This is a genomic window from Microcoleus sp. PH2017_28_MFU_U_A (assembly GCF_020738035.1).
Classification (GTDB): Bacteria; Cyanobacteriota; Cyanobacteriia; order Cyanobacteriales; family Microcoleaceae; genus Microcoleus.
The window spans coordinates 1-15321 of the sequence record NZ_JAEQCX010000049.1; the positions used below are offsets into that span (position 1 = coordinate 1).

A 15321-nucleotide genomic window follows, 5' to 3' on the forward strand; every position below is an offset into this window, starting at 1 on the left:
GAATAACCACCAAGATTTAGGAAGAAACCCGGTTTCTGAACCCCCACTAATCACCCCAAAGTCCAAGAAACCGGGTTTCTGCGACAATCTCGGCATCCCCACCAAGATTTAGGAAGAAACCCGGTTTCTGAACCCCGCGCACAATCCAAGAAACCGGGTTTCTGCGACAATCTTGGCATCCCCACCAAGATTTAGGAAGAAACCCGGTTTCTGAGCCCCGCGCACAATCCAAGAAACCGGGTTTCTGCGACAATCTTGGCATCACCACCGAGATTTAGGAAGAAACCCGGTTTCTAACCCCCCACCAGTTCCCTCACCTACCCACCGATATGCCATATGCCACGTCGTGAAGTTATCTTACAAGCGGGTAATTACTACCATATTTATAACCGAGGTAATAACCGTCAGCTCATCTTTTTTGAACAACAAAATTATATTTATTTTTTACGCCAATTAAGAAACCATCTGGTTACGAATGATGTCGATATTATTGCGTATTGTTTGATGCCAAACCACTATCATTTATTAGTTTATCTAAGAACAGATCATTTTCCCAGACTGATGCAGACATTTACTCTGTCCTATGTCAAGGCTATCAATAAACGCTATCAAAAAGTCGGTTCGCTGTTTCAGGGAAGGTTTCAAGCGATTCATGTAGATAGAGAAGAATATTTGTTACATCTCACTCGCTATATTCACTTAAACCCAGTATGTGCTAATATAGTTAAAAAAGCAGAAGATTGGGAATTTTCCAGCTATCAAGAATATATTGATTTGCGCCGGGGGAGTTTACCTAAAATAGATGAAGTGCGATCGCAATTTCAGTCAGCAGATGCTTATCGTTACTTTTTAGAAGACCTAACTAGCGATAAATTAATCCAGCATTTAACCTTTGAAGAATAGCCAAAGTCCAAGAAACCGGGTTTCTGCAACAATCTTGGAATCCCCACCAAGATTTAGGAAAGAAACCCGGTTTCTAGCCCCCCACCAATCACCCCAAAGTCCAAGAAACCGGGTTTCTGCGGCAATCTCCGCATCCCCACCCAGATTCAGGAAGAAACCCGGTTTCTAACTCCCCACCCAAAATCCCAAAATCCAAGAAACCGGGTTTCTGCGACAATCTCCGAATCTCCACCCAGATTCAGGAAGAAACCCGGTTTCTAACTCCCACCAATCGCCCCCAAATTTCAGGTACAATCTAAGATTATTATCGGCGATCGCATCTAGTAAAATTATCCATATAGTTTGGAGTATTAAACACCTATGCCCGATGAAACGATTTGGATTGTGACTGCCGATACTACGGGCGAGTCTCCCGACACACCCGACTATGACGGTGCGAAGATTGGGGCACATATAGGGCTACCCGATTGGGGCGATGCTTTTGGCACTCCCAATAGCCAACTCCAAAAACAAGCATCAAAAGCGGCCGATAACTTGCGCCTGCACAAAGTCAGCATCAATAAATTAGAAAAAGAACTGGTTGACTTCATGCAAACCGTAGATAAAATGTTCGGGCGCGCGGATGCGGAAGCTGACATGAAAACCATCGAATTATCAGAAATTGAGTTATCCGTTGCCATTAACGCCGAAGGTTCTTTCAGTTTATTGGGAATGGGAGCAAAAGCCGCAGATACCAGAACCGTATTGTTGCGATTTAAACGTAAGTCTTAAGGTGAAATGGGAAGAAATCTGGCGATATCAATTGGCATCAATAAATATGATTTCCTAACTCCGCTGAAATATGCCAAGCGGGATGCAGAGTTAATGCAGGAGTTTCTGCGCGGGGCGAGTTTTGAGCAAGTTTTTTTCTTCTCAGATGACTCGCCTGATCTTGAGGGTAGACCGACTCGTCCTTCTCGTAACAATCTGAGGCGATTTTTGAGACAGATCTCTAAAAAGCCTATTATGGCAACTGGAGATAATTTGTGGTTTTTCTTCAGCGGACACGGGATGCAGTGTAATGGGCGCGATTATTTGATGCCTTGCGATGGCGATTCGGAAGATATCGAACATACGGCGATTCCGATTGATTTTGTGACTGAATGTTTGCGCGACTGTGGTGCTGGCAATGTAATTTTGATGCTGGATGCTTGTCGGTATCAAGGAGGGAAATCGGGATTGGGAATCGGCAATCAAGCTGCTGAAATTGCGCGGCAAAAGGGAGTCATTACCTTCTTTTCTTGCAGTCCCAATCAATTGTCCTACGAAATTGAAACTTTACAGCAAGGTATTTTCACAAAAGCAGTGCTGGAGGGCTTGGGCATTCAAGGGAAATGTGCAACTGTCGAGCGATTGAATCATTATTTGAGTTGCCGAGTTCCCGAACTGATCCGAGAACATAAAGGCGAACAAGTGCGGCAAACACCTTACTGTATTGCAGAGCCAGTCACGAAGTCCCACTTAATTATTTGCCCGCAATATGCAACTTTACAAGATGTTTCTATTCTTAAAAATGATGCCTATCAAGCGGAATTGAACAAAGATTATGCACTAGCAAAACAGTTGTGGATTCGCGTATTGGCTGCATCTACTGGTGATATGGAGGCGATTAATGGAATTCAAAGAATCGCTATATCGCAGATTGAAAATGAGCGATATTCTCAAGGTAGTTCTGCTAGTAGCAATGTTGCGAACAAATCGGCATCTCCATTGTCTCCCAAATCTACAACTGTAACGAATCCTATTCCTACTGAACCAGATGTTCCTCTGAGATCGGAAAGGGGAGTAGACTATACTAAGTTGCGCGATTTACTGGCGGCTAAAAAGTGGAAAGAAGCCGATCAGGAAACAGCGAGAGTGATGCGGAAGGTGGCGGGTAAGGAGAAAGAAATATTTCTGGATAGAGAAAGTATTGAAAAATTCCCCTGCGAGGACTTGCGTACCATTGACCAACTTTGGGTAAAATACAGCGATGGGCGCTTCGGCTTTTCCGTGCAGAAGTGCATCTATCAAAGTTTCGGGGGAACTAGGGAATATAATGAGAAAATATGGGAAGCGTTTGGTGATTGGGTAGGTTGGTATGTGAATAAGAAATGGTATAATTATTGCGGTCTATCTTATAATCTAAAATTCATCAACATCAAAGCACCACAAGCACACTTCCCGGTGTTGGCATTGGTGGTGGAGATAGAGCGGAAGTTAGTGCCGGAGATAGAGCCAGAAGATTTAGAGCCGGAGTTAGAGCTAGAGCCAGAGCCGGAGATAGAGCCGGAAGACCTAGAGCTGAAGTTCGAGCTAGAGCCAGAAGAGCAAGTGCCGACTTTGGACTGGGAAGTGTTCTCTTCTCTCGCGTCGAGACTTGTAGACATTAACATCTAAGCGTTTCAGGATTTCATCAAGATTTATAACTAAGCCCAAAACCACGAAACCTGCTTCGACTTCCCGCGAAATCCAAGAAACCGGGTTTCTGCGAAAATTTACGCATCATCACCCAGATTCAGGAAGAAACCCGGTTTCTAACCCCCACCAACAGCCCCAAAGTCCAAGAAACCGGGTTTCCAGGAAGAAACCCGGTTTCTAACCCCCCACCAACAGCCTTCAAACCCCTGAATTGCTGTCAAGCCACCCGTTTGATATAATATTGTTACTAGATTGTAGAATAGCAATCAAAAAAAAGGGATAATTATGACCGTCGAACAAGCCATTTTGGAAAATGTGAAGGTCTTATCACTAGATCAGCAACAAGAAGTCTTAGCTTTCATCAAATTCTTGCAGTCCGATCAATGGGAAGATATCTATAAAGGACGCTTCAAAGAACTGCAACAAAAAATTCGTCAAGACACTGACATCGATCCCGATGATGACCCTACTGAAACTGTCCTCGAAGGAATTCAGCAAGGCTTCCATGAGGCAATTACCGGACAAACTCTTCCTTTGTCTCAACTGTGGGATGGCATCGATGACAATTGATCCACAACCGATCGCAATTGAACTCACCCCTCGATTTCAAAGAGACTTGCGAACTTTAGGCAAACGCTATCGCAACATTCGCAAAGACATCAGCCTGTAATCGCACAACTTCAAGCGGGGGAACTTCCGGGCGATCGCATTCCGGGAATGGAGTACGAAATTTTCAAAGTCAGAATTAAAAACAGCGACATTCAAAAAGGCAAAAGCGCTGGCTACCGTGCTATTTATTACCTCAAAACTAGCGATTCCATCGTTTTGGTGACTATCTATTCTAAATCAGATCTATCAGACATCGCGGCCGAAACAGTTCGAGAAATTCTAGGCCAATACGAGCAACAATTGCCCGAATCAGAAGAATTATGAACTATCAACTTTATTCAGATGTCATCTTGCTGTGCAACCTTCCTGAAGGCAGTTGCGACGCTACCTGGAAGTTATTTGCGATCGCCCGCAATTTGAATTGTCACAGAAACCCGGTTTCTGAACCCCGCACGCTAATCCGAGAAACCGGGTTTTGGGCGATCGCTTGTACCTTGGGAAATCGAGCGTTCTGCTAAGCGTCAAAAAGGCATTGATTATACCTCAGATTCCTCTTCATTTTCTTCATCCTCGCTCGCAAATTCGCCGATGTAATCTCCCACGAGCGGTGTTTAGTTCAAATTTGCCAACACAACCTTTGAGTCGTCGGAGGAAGCGTCACTAACCATCGCTGAATATTCGCCGTTATAGTTGGTAAATTCAGACGGAGATTTCCGAATCTTAGATAGACGAATTTGCCAATCGGAAACCTGCTCGTAGGTAAGGTGCTTAGTATTGGAAGTCGTTGTCCATACCCCCCAAAGACAGGGGTCTTCAAACTGTAGCATTCCTGATTTCCGTAAGTCATAAGATTGCGGAGTTCCGGGCAAGGGAATAATGCTGTAGCACGAAGTCTGAAATTCCAATTGCGGGTTAATCTCTACCAGTTCATCGACCAATTCTGAGATGGCTTCCTCAAGAAGTAACAAGTCCTCATGGTCATCGTCGGGTAGCCCGATAATGATCCCATAAGCAATCACAGGTACACCAGTTCTGACCACAGATTTCATCAAGGTACAATGCTCTTGCCAAGGAAGGAGCTTCTTGTAAGCTTCTCGTCCAAAAACGGGACGTTCGGCAGGGATATAAGCCAAAGGACAACCGACTTTGCCGTCCCAGCCAAACAGTGCTTCAATCAGTTCTTCGTCAGGTCTGAGGTCGCTGCTTTCATAGTTACGCCCAGCGCCGAGAGTTGTTTTCCTCAGTTCTAAACCATTGGGCCACATCAGAGTTATTCCCATCTCCCGCGCACCATTGGTAATGTCGAGGATCTCTTGTCGCCCCTCAGGAAAGAGTCCACGGGCGAGGAATTGATCGGAACCGATATTGATCGATCGAGCCCCCGCTTCTTTCTGAATCGCCAACCATTTGAGGGATGTTTCAGGAGACATTCTCCGAAAGCCAGTGCCGTAGGTAGGTGTCATGCAAAAATCGCAGGTGCGATCGCAACCAATGTCAGCTACCAACGAACCTACTGGAACAGTTCCCTGGACATTGGGCAGTGTCCCTAAACACTCCCGCGCCACTTCCACCGATGGTAGTGCCCACTCCTCTGGACTTTTGGCTTTAGCCTTCCTGGGATACTGTCTACCATCTGCGAGAATGACACCCGTGAGTTCTTCTCGTGGGGTTTTTCCCAGTACATAGTCAAAAATAGCCCAATTCGCTGCCCCAGATTTATCCTGAACGACTGCTGCTGCGCCAGCCTTCAAGTAGTGGTGCGGTTCAGCGAAAGCATCCGACCCACCAACGACAATGGGACGACCTCCCTTAGCCAGATGCTCAATCACCATACAAGTGACTTGACGGTCTTGGGAGAAATTCACTGTAATGCCCCAAGCATCGAATGCCTGGGGATCTAGGGCAGCAATTTTGCCCCCAACGTAAGTTTTCCGCAGGGTCATCCCTTTCCAGACAATCTCCCCAAATTCTTCACTATAATTGTCATCTCTGAGGTTGACCAATCGGGCATCAAATCCTCCTGCTTGCAAGTCAGGAATCAAAACTTGCTTGCTGATTAAGGAACGATGTCTGTATAAAGAAGTCCAATTTTTACCTTCTGCATCATAGAGTCCCGTTGCTGGAGGTTCAATCAGTCCAATTGTGGGAGAGTTTTTAGCTATCATAATGGAGGATTGGGAATGTGGGATAAGAGGATGGGATTTTTTCCGGCTCGCGATCGCCTGCGACACCAGGGAAGCCAATCGCAACCCCTAGACGGTAGCACAAGTCGGTGAGCTACTCTTTAATAAAATCAGACGATAGCATAAAAATAGATTAATCTAGATGAGATGAGTCAAATTGACTATTTTATTAATCATTTAGTTTTTCGATTTGTTGGGAAATACTGTAGCAGTTGCGACGCTACCTGGAAGTTATTGGCGATTTAATTGAGCGATTCGCAATTGAACTCACCCCTGAATTGCTGTTGAGCCACCCGTTTGATATAATGTTGTTACTAGATTGTACAAATAGCAATCAAAAGGAAACAGATAATTATGACCGTCGAACAAGCCATTTTGGAAAAGGTGAAGGTCTTATCGCCAGACCAGCAACAAGAAGTCTTAGCTTTCATCAAACTCTTGCAGTCAGATAAATGGGAGCATATTTATAAATGACGCTTCAAAGAACTCCAGCAAAAAATTCGTCTGGGAATGGATGCGGCCGATCGAAGTGAAGTAATTAATGCTGAAGATATGTTTCGGAGTTTGCGCTTAAAGCTGCAACAACGTCGCACGCAAGCAGATAGATGAATCAGATTTGTAGATTTACAGTTCCGGCAAGTCGGGATATAGAAAACATTATGGACTATATTGCCGATCGCAGCGGTTTTGATGCAGCAGAAAGCTTTCTGGACAGAATTAACAATAAGTGTCAAACTCTCTCGAAGTTTCCTCCTTCTGGGACGCAATCGGGATGAGTTAATGGAAAATGTACGGAGTTTTCCGATCGATGATTACCTAATTTTCTACAGTGCGATCGAAGCAGGAATTGAAGTTCTGCGGGTTGTTAGCGGCTACCGAGATTTAGAAGATTTATTCTCTGAGTGAACTGTATCGAGTTTCTGATATTATGAAAGCGATTGAAACTACTGGAAAAATTGACGATCGAGGAATGCTTTGTATCGATCGCCCCCTTGCTTTTGCAAACCACAGCCACGTTAGGATTATTGTTTTAGTACCGGAAGATACTGACATCGATCCTGATGATGACCCCATTGAAACAGTCCTCGAAGGGATTCAGCAAGGCTTCCATGAGGCAATTACCGGACAAACCCTCCCCTTGTTTCAACTTTAATAGTTGACTAGGTTTGTGAAGAAACCCCGTTTCTGAGTCCCCCCGCGAAATCCAAGAAACCGGGTTTCTGCGACAATTGACGCCTCCCCACGAGATTTTACGAAGAAACCCGGTTTCTGAACCCCTGCGCCCGATCGCGCCCAACCTTATCTAGCGGTTATAATAGATAAACCTGAGCATTAAAATCGCAAATGTATGACAGCAAAAATACACCTCAGCAACTTGGGTAATTCCTTAGCTTTGCCAATACCAGACTATATTGTAAAATTGTTCAATCTGAAAGCAGATGATTCCGTAATTTGCAGTATAGAAAATGGAAAAATGGTCATAGAGCCTGTAAATCAGAAAATTTCCAAATATACCCTAGATGAACTATTGGCAGGCGAAATAGAACCCAGCGAAGAAATCTCTTGGGGGAAACCAGAAGGAGAAGAAGTTTGGTAAACTACATCCCCGAACGAGGTCATTTTATTCGCCTCAATTTCGATCCTCAAGCCGGACACGAACAAATGGGTACTCGACCTGCACTGGTTGTGAGTCAAACTAAATTTAACCAAAAAATGGGGTTTGTGTTTGTCTGTCCGATTAGCACCACACAACGAAAAAATCCGTTTTATGTTCCCATTCCAGAAGGTGAAGCGGTGACAGGTGTAATTATGACAGATCAACTACGTTATGCAAGATTATCGCGCAAGGCAAGCAAGTTCGATCGGTGAATGTCCAGAAGATTTAGTTAAGGAAGTCTTGAAGAGAATTGAACCTATTTTGTTTGAAAATATGATTCTTGATGAGTAGTTGATCATCAAGAATACGGCAATTATGTGGTTAGACTTGTTAACTGATATCATGTATAGAACTAGGGAAATCAACAAGCAAAATGATTCAATCCATACCGAAAATATCCATCAAACCTGGATATCGTCCCCAGTCAGATGATAAAACTCCTGAAGCTGATGCAATTGATTTCTACCTACTGCGACAACTCACCAATTCCCAACGCTGGCAAATAGGGGTAAAATTAAATCGTTGGGCAAAAACTGTTAGCTTGCGCGGCATGAAAAAAGCTTGTCCCTCAACCTACCAAGAAAAATTTGCCCGATCGATCTTACGTAGCAAATGGCTGCCAATTTTAACCCCCACCAGTGAACCCTCTATGTGGACGCAAGACCCCAGCCACATCGCCCGACTGTTGCACCCAATTTTTCAAACATTATCTATTCCTTATTATATTACAGGAGGCGTTGCCGCTTCTGTCTATGGCGATCCTAGAACGACACGGGATTTAGATTTAGTAATTGAATTGATCCGGGACAATATTTTTCGATTAGTTGAAGCACTAGAAACGGCTGGTTTTTACTGCCCTCCAGGTTCGGTAGAAGATATTCAAAAGGGCAGAGGGATGGTGTTGAGTGTCACTCACATGACTTCCGTATTAAACGCCGATATCGTGCTGAATTCTGATACTGAGTTCGATCGCTCAAAAATGACAAGGCGACGACTAGAAGCCCTTGACGAAGCTGGTGTAGAACAATTTTGGATTGCTTCTCCTGAAGATATTGTGTTGGCAAAACTGCTCTGGCGGCAACAGTCTAAGTCTCAAAAACAATGGAATGATGTTTTGGGAATTCTGAAAGTCCAATCTGAGCATTTGGATCGGGGTTACTTAACAGAGTGGGCGCAACAATTGGGGTTGATTGATGATTTGAATCTAGCTTGTACTGAATCTGGGATTTGATGCGATTCCAAATTGTTCATTTTGCGATCGCACCCACTCTCTCTGTATCATTATAGGTATGGACTTTTAAAGCTTAATTATTTTTATGCAAGTTATTTTAGGCAACATCACACAACTGAAAGTAGATGCGATCGTCAATGCTGCAAATACCAGTTTGCTTGGAGGTGGTGGAGTAGATGGCGCAATCCATAAAGCAGCAGGCCCGGAACTTGTTGACGAATGTCGATCGCTCCGAGGATGCAAAACCGGGGATGCTAAACTCACAAAAGGATATCGCTTACCTGCGCGCTTCATCATCCACACCGTAGGCCCCGTATGGCAAGGAGGCGACTGCGGAGAACCCGAACTCTTAGCCCAATGTTACCGCAAATGTATGGAAATCGCGATCGAGCAAAAGTTCGAGAGTATCGCATTTCCTTGCATTAGCACCGGCATTTACAAATATCCTAAGGATTTAGCAGGTGAGATTGCAGTCAAAATCTGCTACGAAGAAATGCAAAAAACGGCGCTCCTCAAAACATAACTTTTTGCTGCTTCGATTGGGAGAATCATCAGGTTTATGAGAAGATTGTAGCAGTTCTCAGGCAGAAAGGCTATCAGAAAAATGATTCCAGAAATCAAAACCTATTTAGCAGCGACTGACATTATAGATCGCGATCATCCCGCAATTTTAGCACTCGCGAACAAGATAGCATCACAACATCATACATCAGAGGCGATCGCCCAATCTAGTTTTGAGTGGGTTAGAGACGAAATTCGCCACAGCTACGACTATCAGATGAATCCCGTCACCTGTCGAGCATCCGATCTACTAAAGCACAAAACAGGTTATTGTTTTGCCAAAAGTCACCTATTAGCAGCATTGCTGAGGGCCAACAACATTCCCGCAGGTTTTTGCTACCAAAGATTGAGCTTTGATGACAAAGGTGCGCCCTACACATTGCACGGTTTCAATGCAGTTTATTTGCCAGATGTAGGTTGGTATCGCATTGATGCAAGAGGAAATCGCGACAATGTTAATGCTCAATTCACACCTCCTCAAGAGCAATTAGCATTTAAAATTCAGTTTCCTGAAGAAGCAGACTTTCAAACCATTTTATCTGAGCCGCTACGAGTAGTTGTAGAGGCTTTACAAAATCACAGTACATGGGATAAACTGCTGCTCAATCTTCCAGACGTTTCTCTCGACTCCGCACAGAAATACGGCCTTGCGATCGACTGGAAATCACTCAGGATAGTGAATTAAATAATTTACACATATTTGTGGGATGGGCGTCCCGCCCGTCCTTTCTAGACGGGCGGGACGCCCATCCCACAAGAACAATAAAAATTGTAAGCTATTCTCATTCCTCAGCAACAAGCTGAGGCTTTGGAGAAGCTTTTTCACGTTGATCCGGGGTTGTCAAGGTCGATTTTCCGAAAATTATAAAACAGTATTAGTTAGACTGTGAATCAATAATTTTGTAACCTAATCAAGTCCAAATATCAACTTAGAAAACTAATCTACATAGCTAATCTGGCACTCTCAAGCCTTTAAGCTTTTCCCCTTTCTCCTCCTCACTCAGCCCCTTACACTGCACCAAAACCCCAAACCCCCCCAAACCCATCTGATCGATCAATTGATACAGCGCTTCCCGCCTGCGTAAAAATGTTGCCAAATCCAATACTTGTGCATCATTTGCAGATAGAGAAGCAATTCTATCGCCCACACCCAACACCATCAAAAACCAAGCCTGCTGAGTAAAACCCATCATCTCCAAACCGCACAATTCACCTTGTTTTTCCAGCGCCGTAAAATCAGCGTGGGCCGTTAAATCCTGCCACCCCACATTAATATAAGGATTGCTGTGATAGCGGTGGCGGTAATAACATTGCAGCGTTCCCTCCGTGCGTCTCGGATTGTAATATCGGTGCGCCGGATGGCCGTAATCAATTGTTAACACATAGCCGCGCTGCAATTTTTTGGCAACTGTACTTATCCACTCTAAAGCTGCTAAATTAACTTCACTGCGATAACCATCCCCATAGACACTTGCCGATAAATCAATTCCTACTAAATTAAAATATTCGGCAATCTTAGGATTTGAAAGCTCGCCTACTACTTCAATAAACTTGCTTCCAGATTGTTCGTTTTTTTCTTCGTTTGCGGTAACGTAAATTTCCCGAAGTTGCCCTTGTTCGATGATAAATTGATGGACTGGAAAAGCATCTACTAACTCGTTAGAAAAGAAGCATCCGACAATCGAGTTATTAGCTATTTCATCCCACTTGCACCACTTGACTATTTTAAATTCAGCTAAGTTTTGCTGCTGCACCGCTTGCTGTACAGGGGAAATCTCAACAATAATGTATTCTAATATTTTAAATAAATCGGGATGTTGTCGTTGCAGGTATTGCAGTAAATGTGTGGCAAAGGTTCCCCGCCCCGCACCCATTTCTACTATGGTAAAATGATGAGGTTTGCCGATAATTTGCCACATTTCCACAAATTGCTCGCCCAAAACCTCAGCAAAATCTGCGCTCCAATGAGGCGACGTGATAAAATCGCCTTGTTTGCCGATGTTTGGTCGATCGCCATTATAGTAACCATACTGCGGGTGATATAGTGCCAAATCCATATATTCCGCAAAGGTAATGCGCTGCTGGGGACTGGCGGCAATTCTTTCGCTGATTAAAGCGCAGAGTTCGGGGTTGCTATCGTTAATATCTAATTGCTGGACTGTCATAGTTTATAGTTGATGTTATTTTATTGAGGAAATAAAGATTTTTTAACCGCAGAGGGCGCAGAGGACACAGAGGAAGAGAAAAGAGAGAAATTTTGATGTTCATAAATTTGGCATTCATTCTGTAACATCTCTATTTTTCAAAATTTATTATATCATTTTGACGCCGATCGCAAAATTGAGATTTGAGATTGGCAATTTTCGCTCGCTGTGATAAGCTAGCTTTAGCTTTTAAATATAATGCTTCTGTATGTCGAGAGAGTCTTGTTTAGAAGAGTTCAAAAATTCAAGCGAGTTATTATTACCTGCTTATCTTGTTATCTTCGATCTTGCAGACACAAAAAGACGCAATAATTACTTAGGTCACGATGAAGTAGACAAAGATATCATCGCCTTCGATAATTTCTTGAAAAATTGCGTTTCTTTAGAAAGATACAAGAGAATTGCCGGCGATATATGGGTGGCTTGTTTTACAGAACATCAACTAAACGATATCCCGGCTTTGATAGTGAATTACTCACAAGAAGTTCCTATAGTATTAACATTGTGGAAATGCGAGGCGATCGATCCCAAGGGAAACTCTATATTTATTGAAGAAGAGAGAAACGTTTCGATCTGTCGTGCTGTCCGCTGCGGCTATTTGTGGGTTGAAAATGTTAATGAATTAAGTTTCAAAGTCAATGAATTACTAGATAGGGTATGGAGTTTACCTGTTAATACATTAACTTCCCTAGAGTCAGAGGTAGCTGTTAATTTACCAAAATGGCAGTGTATCCCCACTGAAAGTTTATCTGTCACTCAGTATTGCCCCTACTGCAACAGCACAAACTTGCGCTGGTTAAGAGTAGATGAGGATATTAGTGAGTATATTTGCACGCAGTGCGGATCTCAAGTAATTTTTAGCTATGATTTTTATTGTTGAGATTCCATAGTTTATAGTAGCCGATCGAGGATTCAAAAAAAGGGAGATCGCACTTTTTAGCAAATAGCCCAAAAATACGATCGCCCTTTTTCATCTAGCGATCGACAGAACCCATGATAATATCGATACTGCCCAGAATCGCCACCAAGTCCGCAATCTTTACACCGCGCACGATGTGGGGCAAAATCTGCAAATTATTGAAATCCGCAGCGCGAATCTTCCAGCGCCAAGGAAACACGCTGTCATCGCCGATAATATAGATTCCCAACTCACCCTTGCCGCTTTCAACACGCACGTAATGTTCGCCCTTAGGAATCTTGAAAGTTGGCGCTACTTTTTTGCCAATAAACTGATAGTCGAAACTGTTCCACTCAGATTTTGGCCCGCTTTCTAAGCGCTTGGCTTCCAAGTTTTCGTAAGGGCCGCCGGGGAGTGCTTTCAAGGCTTGATAGAGGATTTTAACTGACTCGCGCATTTCCCGAATTCGGACTAAGTAGCGGGCTAAACAATCGCCCGCAGCTTCGGTGCAAACTTCCCAGTCGAAGTCGTCGTAACATTCGTAATGGTCAACTTTCCGCAAATCCCAATTCACACCGGAACCGCGCAACATGGGGCCCGATAGTCCCCAGTTAATCGCTTCGGCGCGGGAAATCGTACCCAGTCCTTCAATCCGGCGGCGGAAGATCGGATTGTTGGTAATTAAACGTTCGTATTCGTCAATTTTGGGAAGGAAGTAATCGCAGAAATCTTCGCATTTGTCTACCCAACCGTAGGGTAAATCTGCTGCGACTCCGCCGATGCGGAAGTAGTTGTTGTTTACCATGCGGTAGCCGGTGGCTGCTTCCCACAAGTCGAGAATTGGTTCGCGATCGCGCATAGTGTAGAAAAAGGGAGTTTGCGCGCCCACGTCTGCCAAAAACGGCCCCACCCACATCAAGTGGTTAGCAATCCGGTTCAACTCCAGCATGATTACCCGAATGTAACTCGCCCGTTTGGGGACAGCTATATTCGCTAACTTTTCCGGCGCATTGACTGTCACCGCTTCGTTAAACATCCCCGCAGCGTAGTCCCAGCGGCTCACGTAGGGGACGTACATCACGTTGGTGCGGTTTTCGGCAATTTTTTCCATGCCGCGGTGTAGATAGCCCAAAACAGGCTCGCAGTCCACTACGTCTTCGCCGTCCAGGGTGACAATTAACCGGAGTACGCCGTGCATGGATGGGTGGTGCGGGCCCATGTTGAGCACCATTGGTTCAGTTCTAGTCTCAATTCTTGACATAATAATAGGTAATTGGTAATAGGTAATTGGTCATTGGTAATTGGTCATTGGGCATTGGGCATTGGTCAGTGGTAATTGCTCAAACAGGTCATTGCTCATTAGCAAAAAAACTTTCTAACTAGGAACTGAGAACAACTGACAACTGACAACTGACAACTGACAACTGACAACTGACAACTGACAACTGACAACTGACTATTGTTGATTTTTGTTTCACTTTTATAGATTATGAAGGATATCGAGCTATCTGAAAAGGATACCCCTGGATCGGATGTCAGTGTTGACACCTATCACGTTCCTGTTTTGGGAAGTGAGTTAATTGCGGGTTTAGCTGTGCGTGCCGGCGGGCGCTATTTGGATGCGACGCTTGGGGGCGGCGGACACACGAGTTTGATTTTGGCGGCGGCGCCTGATGTGACTGTGGTGGCGATCGATCGCGATACAGAAGCCATCCGTTTTTGCCAATCCCGATTTGCCAACTCGCCCGTCGAGTTTTGGCACGGCAATTTTGCCCAATATCAGTCTCCTGATGCCAAATTTGATGGTATTATAGCAGACTTGGGCGTTAGCTCTGCTCAGTTCGATACACCGGAACGAGGCTTTAGTTTTCGCCATCCAGCTCAACTAGATATGCGTATGAACCAGCAGCAATCTTTGACCGCAGAAGAGATTATCAATCACTGGGAAGAAGTTAAACTAGCAGATATTATTTACAAGTACGGCGAGGAGCGACTGTCGCGGCGCATCGCGAGGCGGATTGTGCAATCGCGTCCTTTTGAAACTACTACAGAGCTCGCAGGTGCGATCGCCTCTACCTTCCCACCCAAGCAGCGCAACGGTAGAATCCATCCCGCCACCCGCACTTTCCAAGCTTTGAGAATAGCTGTCAACTCCGAACTAGCGTCTTTAGACACTTTCCTCAACCAAGCGCCTAAATGGTTAAAACCCGGTGGGAGAATTGGAATTATTACTTTTCACAGTCTCGAAGACAGGCCGGTCAAGCACCAGTTGAGAGCAACAGAGTGTTTGCAGGTACTGACAAAAAAGCCGATCGTGCCACAATCCGACGAACTAGCTAGAAATCCCCGCTCTCGTTCTGCTAAGCTCAGACTGGCAGAAAAATTAACTTGATTCGGCTGTAACGGGAATAAAGGACGAGCTCTCAAAGGCGGCGAGGTCTGTTCAGTTGACAGTTGACAGTTGACAGTTGACAGTTGAGGGCGACCTCTAAGAAGGAAGTCCGAGGATTGGAGTAATGAATAGTCTGATTTTAATTTCTCCCGCTCAACCTTGGGGCTTTAAACCAATTCTTTCTGGTCAGGCCGCGACCGGATGCAAGTTCCGAACTTCCTTGTGGTATCACTAACATGGCACT

Annotated in this window: 19 protein-coding genes; 16 read left to right on the forward strand and 3 right to left on the reverse strand. The window is 44.5% G+C overall.

The window, feature by feature from the left end:
* Nucleotides 1–336 precede the first annotated feature (336 nt).
* The 6 genes from JGK14_RS12170 (at nt 337) to JGK14_RS12195 (ending at nt 4469) form a co-directional block, all read left to right on the forward strand.
* Complete coding sequence (locus JGK14_RS12170) at nt 337–903, forward strand: transposase (protein WP_293180597.1); 567 nt, start codon at nt 337–339, stop codon at nt 901–903.
* Nucleotides 904–1263: 360 nt separating this feature from the next.
* Nucleotides 1264–1674, forward strand: a complete 411-nt coding sequence (locus tag JGK14_RS12175) for a Pepco domain-containing protein (protein WP_325315113.1) — start codon at nt 1264–1266, stop codon at nt 1672–1674.
* Between the two features lie 6 nt (nt 1675–1680).
* Nucleotides 1681–3321: a GUN4 domain-containing protein gene (locus JGK14_RS12180; protein ID WP_325315114.1), complete on the forward strand. Its 1641-nt coding sequence runs from the start codon at nt 1681–1683 to the stop codon at nt 3319–3321.
* A 306-nt stretch (nt 3322–3627) separates the two neighbouring features.
* The gene (locus JGK14_RS12185) at nt 3628–3912 is read left to right on the forward strand and encodes a hypothetical protein (protein ID WP_325315115.1); all 285 of its coding nucleotides are present in this window, start codon (nt 3628–3630) and stop codon (nt 3910–3912) included.
* A 147-nt stretch (nt 3913–4059) separates the two neighbouring features.
* On the forward strand, nt 4060–4275 hold the full coding sequence (locus tag JGK14_RS12190) for a type II toxin-antitoxin system RelE/ParE family toxin (RefSeq protein ID WP_325315116.1): 216 nt from the start codon (nt 4060–4062) through the stop codon (nt 4273–4275).
* The gene (locus JGK14_RS12195) at nt 4272–4469 is read left to right on the forward strand and encodes a hypothetical protein (RefSeq protein WP_293190688.1); all 198 of its coding nucleotides are present in this window, start codon (nt 4272–4274) and stop codon (nt 4467–4469) included. Before JGK14_RS12190 ends, JGK14_RS12195 begins: the two co-directional genes overlap by 4 nt.
* Before the next feature lie 93 nt (nt 4470–4562).
* Here JGK14_RS12195 and JGK14_RS12200 read toward each other — a convergent pair whose 3' ends face one another.
* Nucleotides 4563–6116, reverse strand: a complete 1554-nt coding sequence (locus JGK14_RS12200) for a radical SAM protein (protein ID WP_293190690.1) — start codon at nt 6114–6116, stop codon at nt 4563–4565.
* A gap of 623 nt (nt 6117–6739) precedes the next feature.
* Here JGK14_RS12200 and JGK14_RS12205 point away from each other — a divergent pair.
* The 8 genes from JGK14_RS12205 to JGK14_RS12240 all read left to right on the forward strand — a co-directional run bounded on the left by JGK14_RS12205 (nt 6740) and on the right by JGK14_RS12240 (nt 10268).
* The gene (locus JGK14_RS12205; protein WP_293180614.1) at nt 6740–6910 is read left to right on the forward strand and encodes a type II toxin-antitoxin system RelE/ParE family toxin; all 171 of its coding nucleotides are present in this window, start codon (nt 6740–6742) and stop codon (nt 6908–6910) included.
* Nucleotides 6858–7040, forward strand: a complete 183-nt coding sequence (locus JGK14_RS12210) for a type II toxin-antitoxin system RelE/ParE family toxin (protein ID WP_293180794.1) — start codon at nt 6858–6860, stop codon at nt 7038–7040. Before JGK14_RS12205 ends, JGK14_RS12210 begins: the two co-directional genes overlap by 53 nt.
* Nucleotides 7041–7062: 22 nt before the next feature.
* Nucleotides 7063–7287, forward strand: coding sequence for a type II toxin-antitoxin system RelN family antitoxin (locus JGK14_RS12215; protein WP_293180617.1), 225 nt, complete (start codon nt 7063–7065; stop codon nt 7285–7287).
* 195 nt (nt 7288–7482) lie between these two features.
* A complete protein-coding gene (locus tag JGK14_RS12220; RefSeq protein ID WP_293190694.1) occupies nt 7483–7731 on the forward strand; it encodes an AbrB/MazE/SpoVT family DNA-binding domain-containing protein in 249 nt (82 codons plus the stop codon).
* Nucleotides 7725–8003 carry a type II toxin-antitoxin system PemK/MazF family toxin gene (locus JGK14_RS12225; RefSeq protein ID WP_293190696.1) on the forward strand — a complete coding sequence of 93 codons (279 nt, stop codon included), beginning with the start codon at nt 7725–7727 and terminating at the stop codon, nt 8001–8003. The genes JGK14_RS12220 and JGK14_RS12225 overlap by 7 nt, the downstream gene beginning before the upstream one ends.
* Nucleotides 8004–8164: 161 nt before the next feature.
* Entirely contained in the window at nt 8165–9022 is an 858-nt protein-coding gene (locus JGK14_RS12230; protein WP_325315117.1) for a hypothetical protein, read from the forward strand.
* Between the two features lie 85 nt (nt 9023–9107).
* The gene (locus JGK14_RS12235) at nt 9108–9545 is read left to right on the forward strand and encodes an O-acetyl-ADP-ribose deacetylase (protein WP_293180629.1); all 438 of its coding nucleotides are present in this window, start codon (nt 9108–9110) and stop codon (nt 9543–9545) included.
* Nucleotides 9546–9626: 81 nt separating this feature from the next.
* Entirely contained in the window at nt 9627–10268 is a 642-nt protein-coding gene (locus tag JGK14_RS12240; RefSeq protein WP_293218350.1) for a transglutaminase-like domain-containing protein, read from the forward strand.
* A 265-nt stretch (nt 10269–10533) separates the two neighbouring features.
* Here the strand turns inward: JGK14_RS12240 and JGK14_RS12245 are convergent, their stop codons facing one another.
* Entirely contained in the window at nt 10534–11748 is a 1215-nt protein-coding gene (locus JGK14_RS12245; protein ID WP_293208700.1) for a class I SAM-dependent methyltransferase, read from the reverse strand.
* A gap of 247 nt (nt 11749–11995) precedes the next feature.
* Here JGK14_RS12245 and JGK14_RS12250 point away from each other — a divergent pair, with 247 nt between their 5' ends.
* Nucleotides 11996–12667, forward strand: a complete 672-nt coding sequence (locus JGK14_RS12250) for a hypothetical protein (RefSeq protein ID WP_325315118.1) — start codon at nt 11996–11998, stop codon at nt 12665–12667.
* 94 nt (nt 12668–12761) lie between these two features.
* Here JGK14_RS12250 and JGK14_RS12255 read toward each other — a convergent pair whose 3' ends face one another.
* On the reverse strand, nt 12762–13946 hold the full coding sequence (locus JGK14_RS12255; protein ID WP_293122540.1) for an NAD(P)H-quinone oxidoreductase subunit H: 1185 nt from the start codon (nt 13944–13946) through the stop codon (nt 12762–12764).
* A 228-nt stretch (nt 13947–14174) separates the two neighbouring features.
* Here JGK14_RS12255 and rsmH point away from each other — a divergent pair, with 228 nt between their 5' ends.
* Nucleotides 14175–15077, forward strand: a complete 903-nt coding sequence (gene rsmH / locus JGK14_RS12260; protein WP_293180641.1) for a 16S rRNA (cytosine(1402)-N(4))-methyltransferase RsmH — start codon at nt 14175–14177, stop codon at nt 15075–15077.
* Nucleotides 15078–15321: the final 244 nt, after the last annotated feature.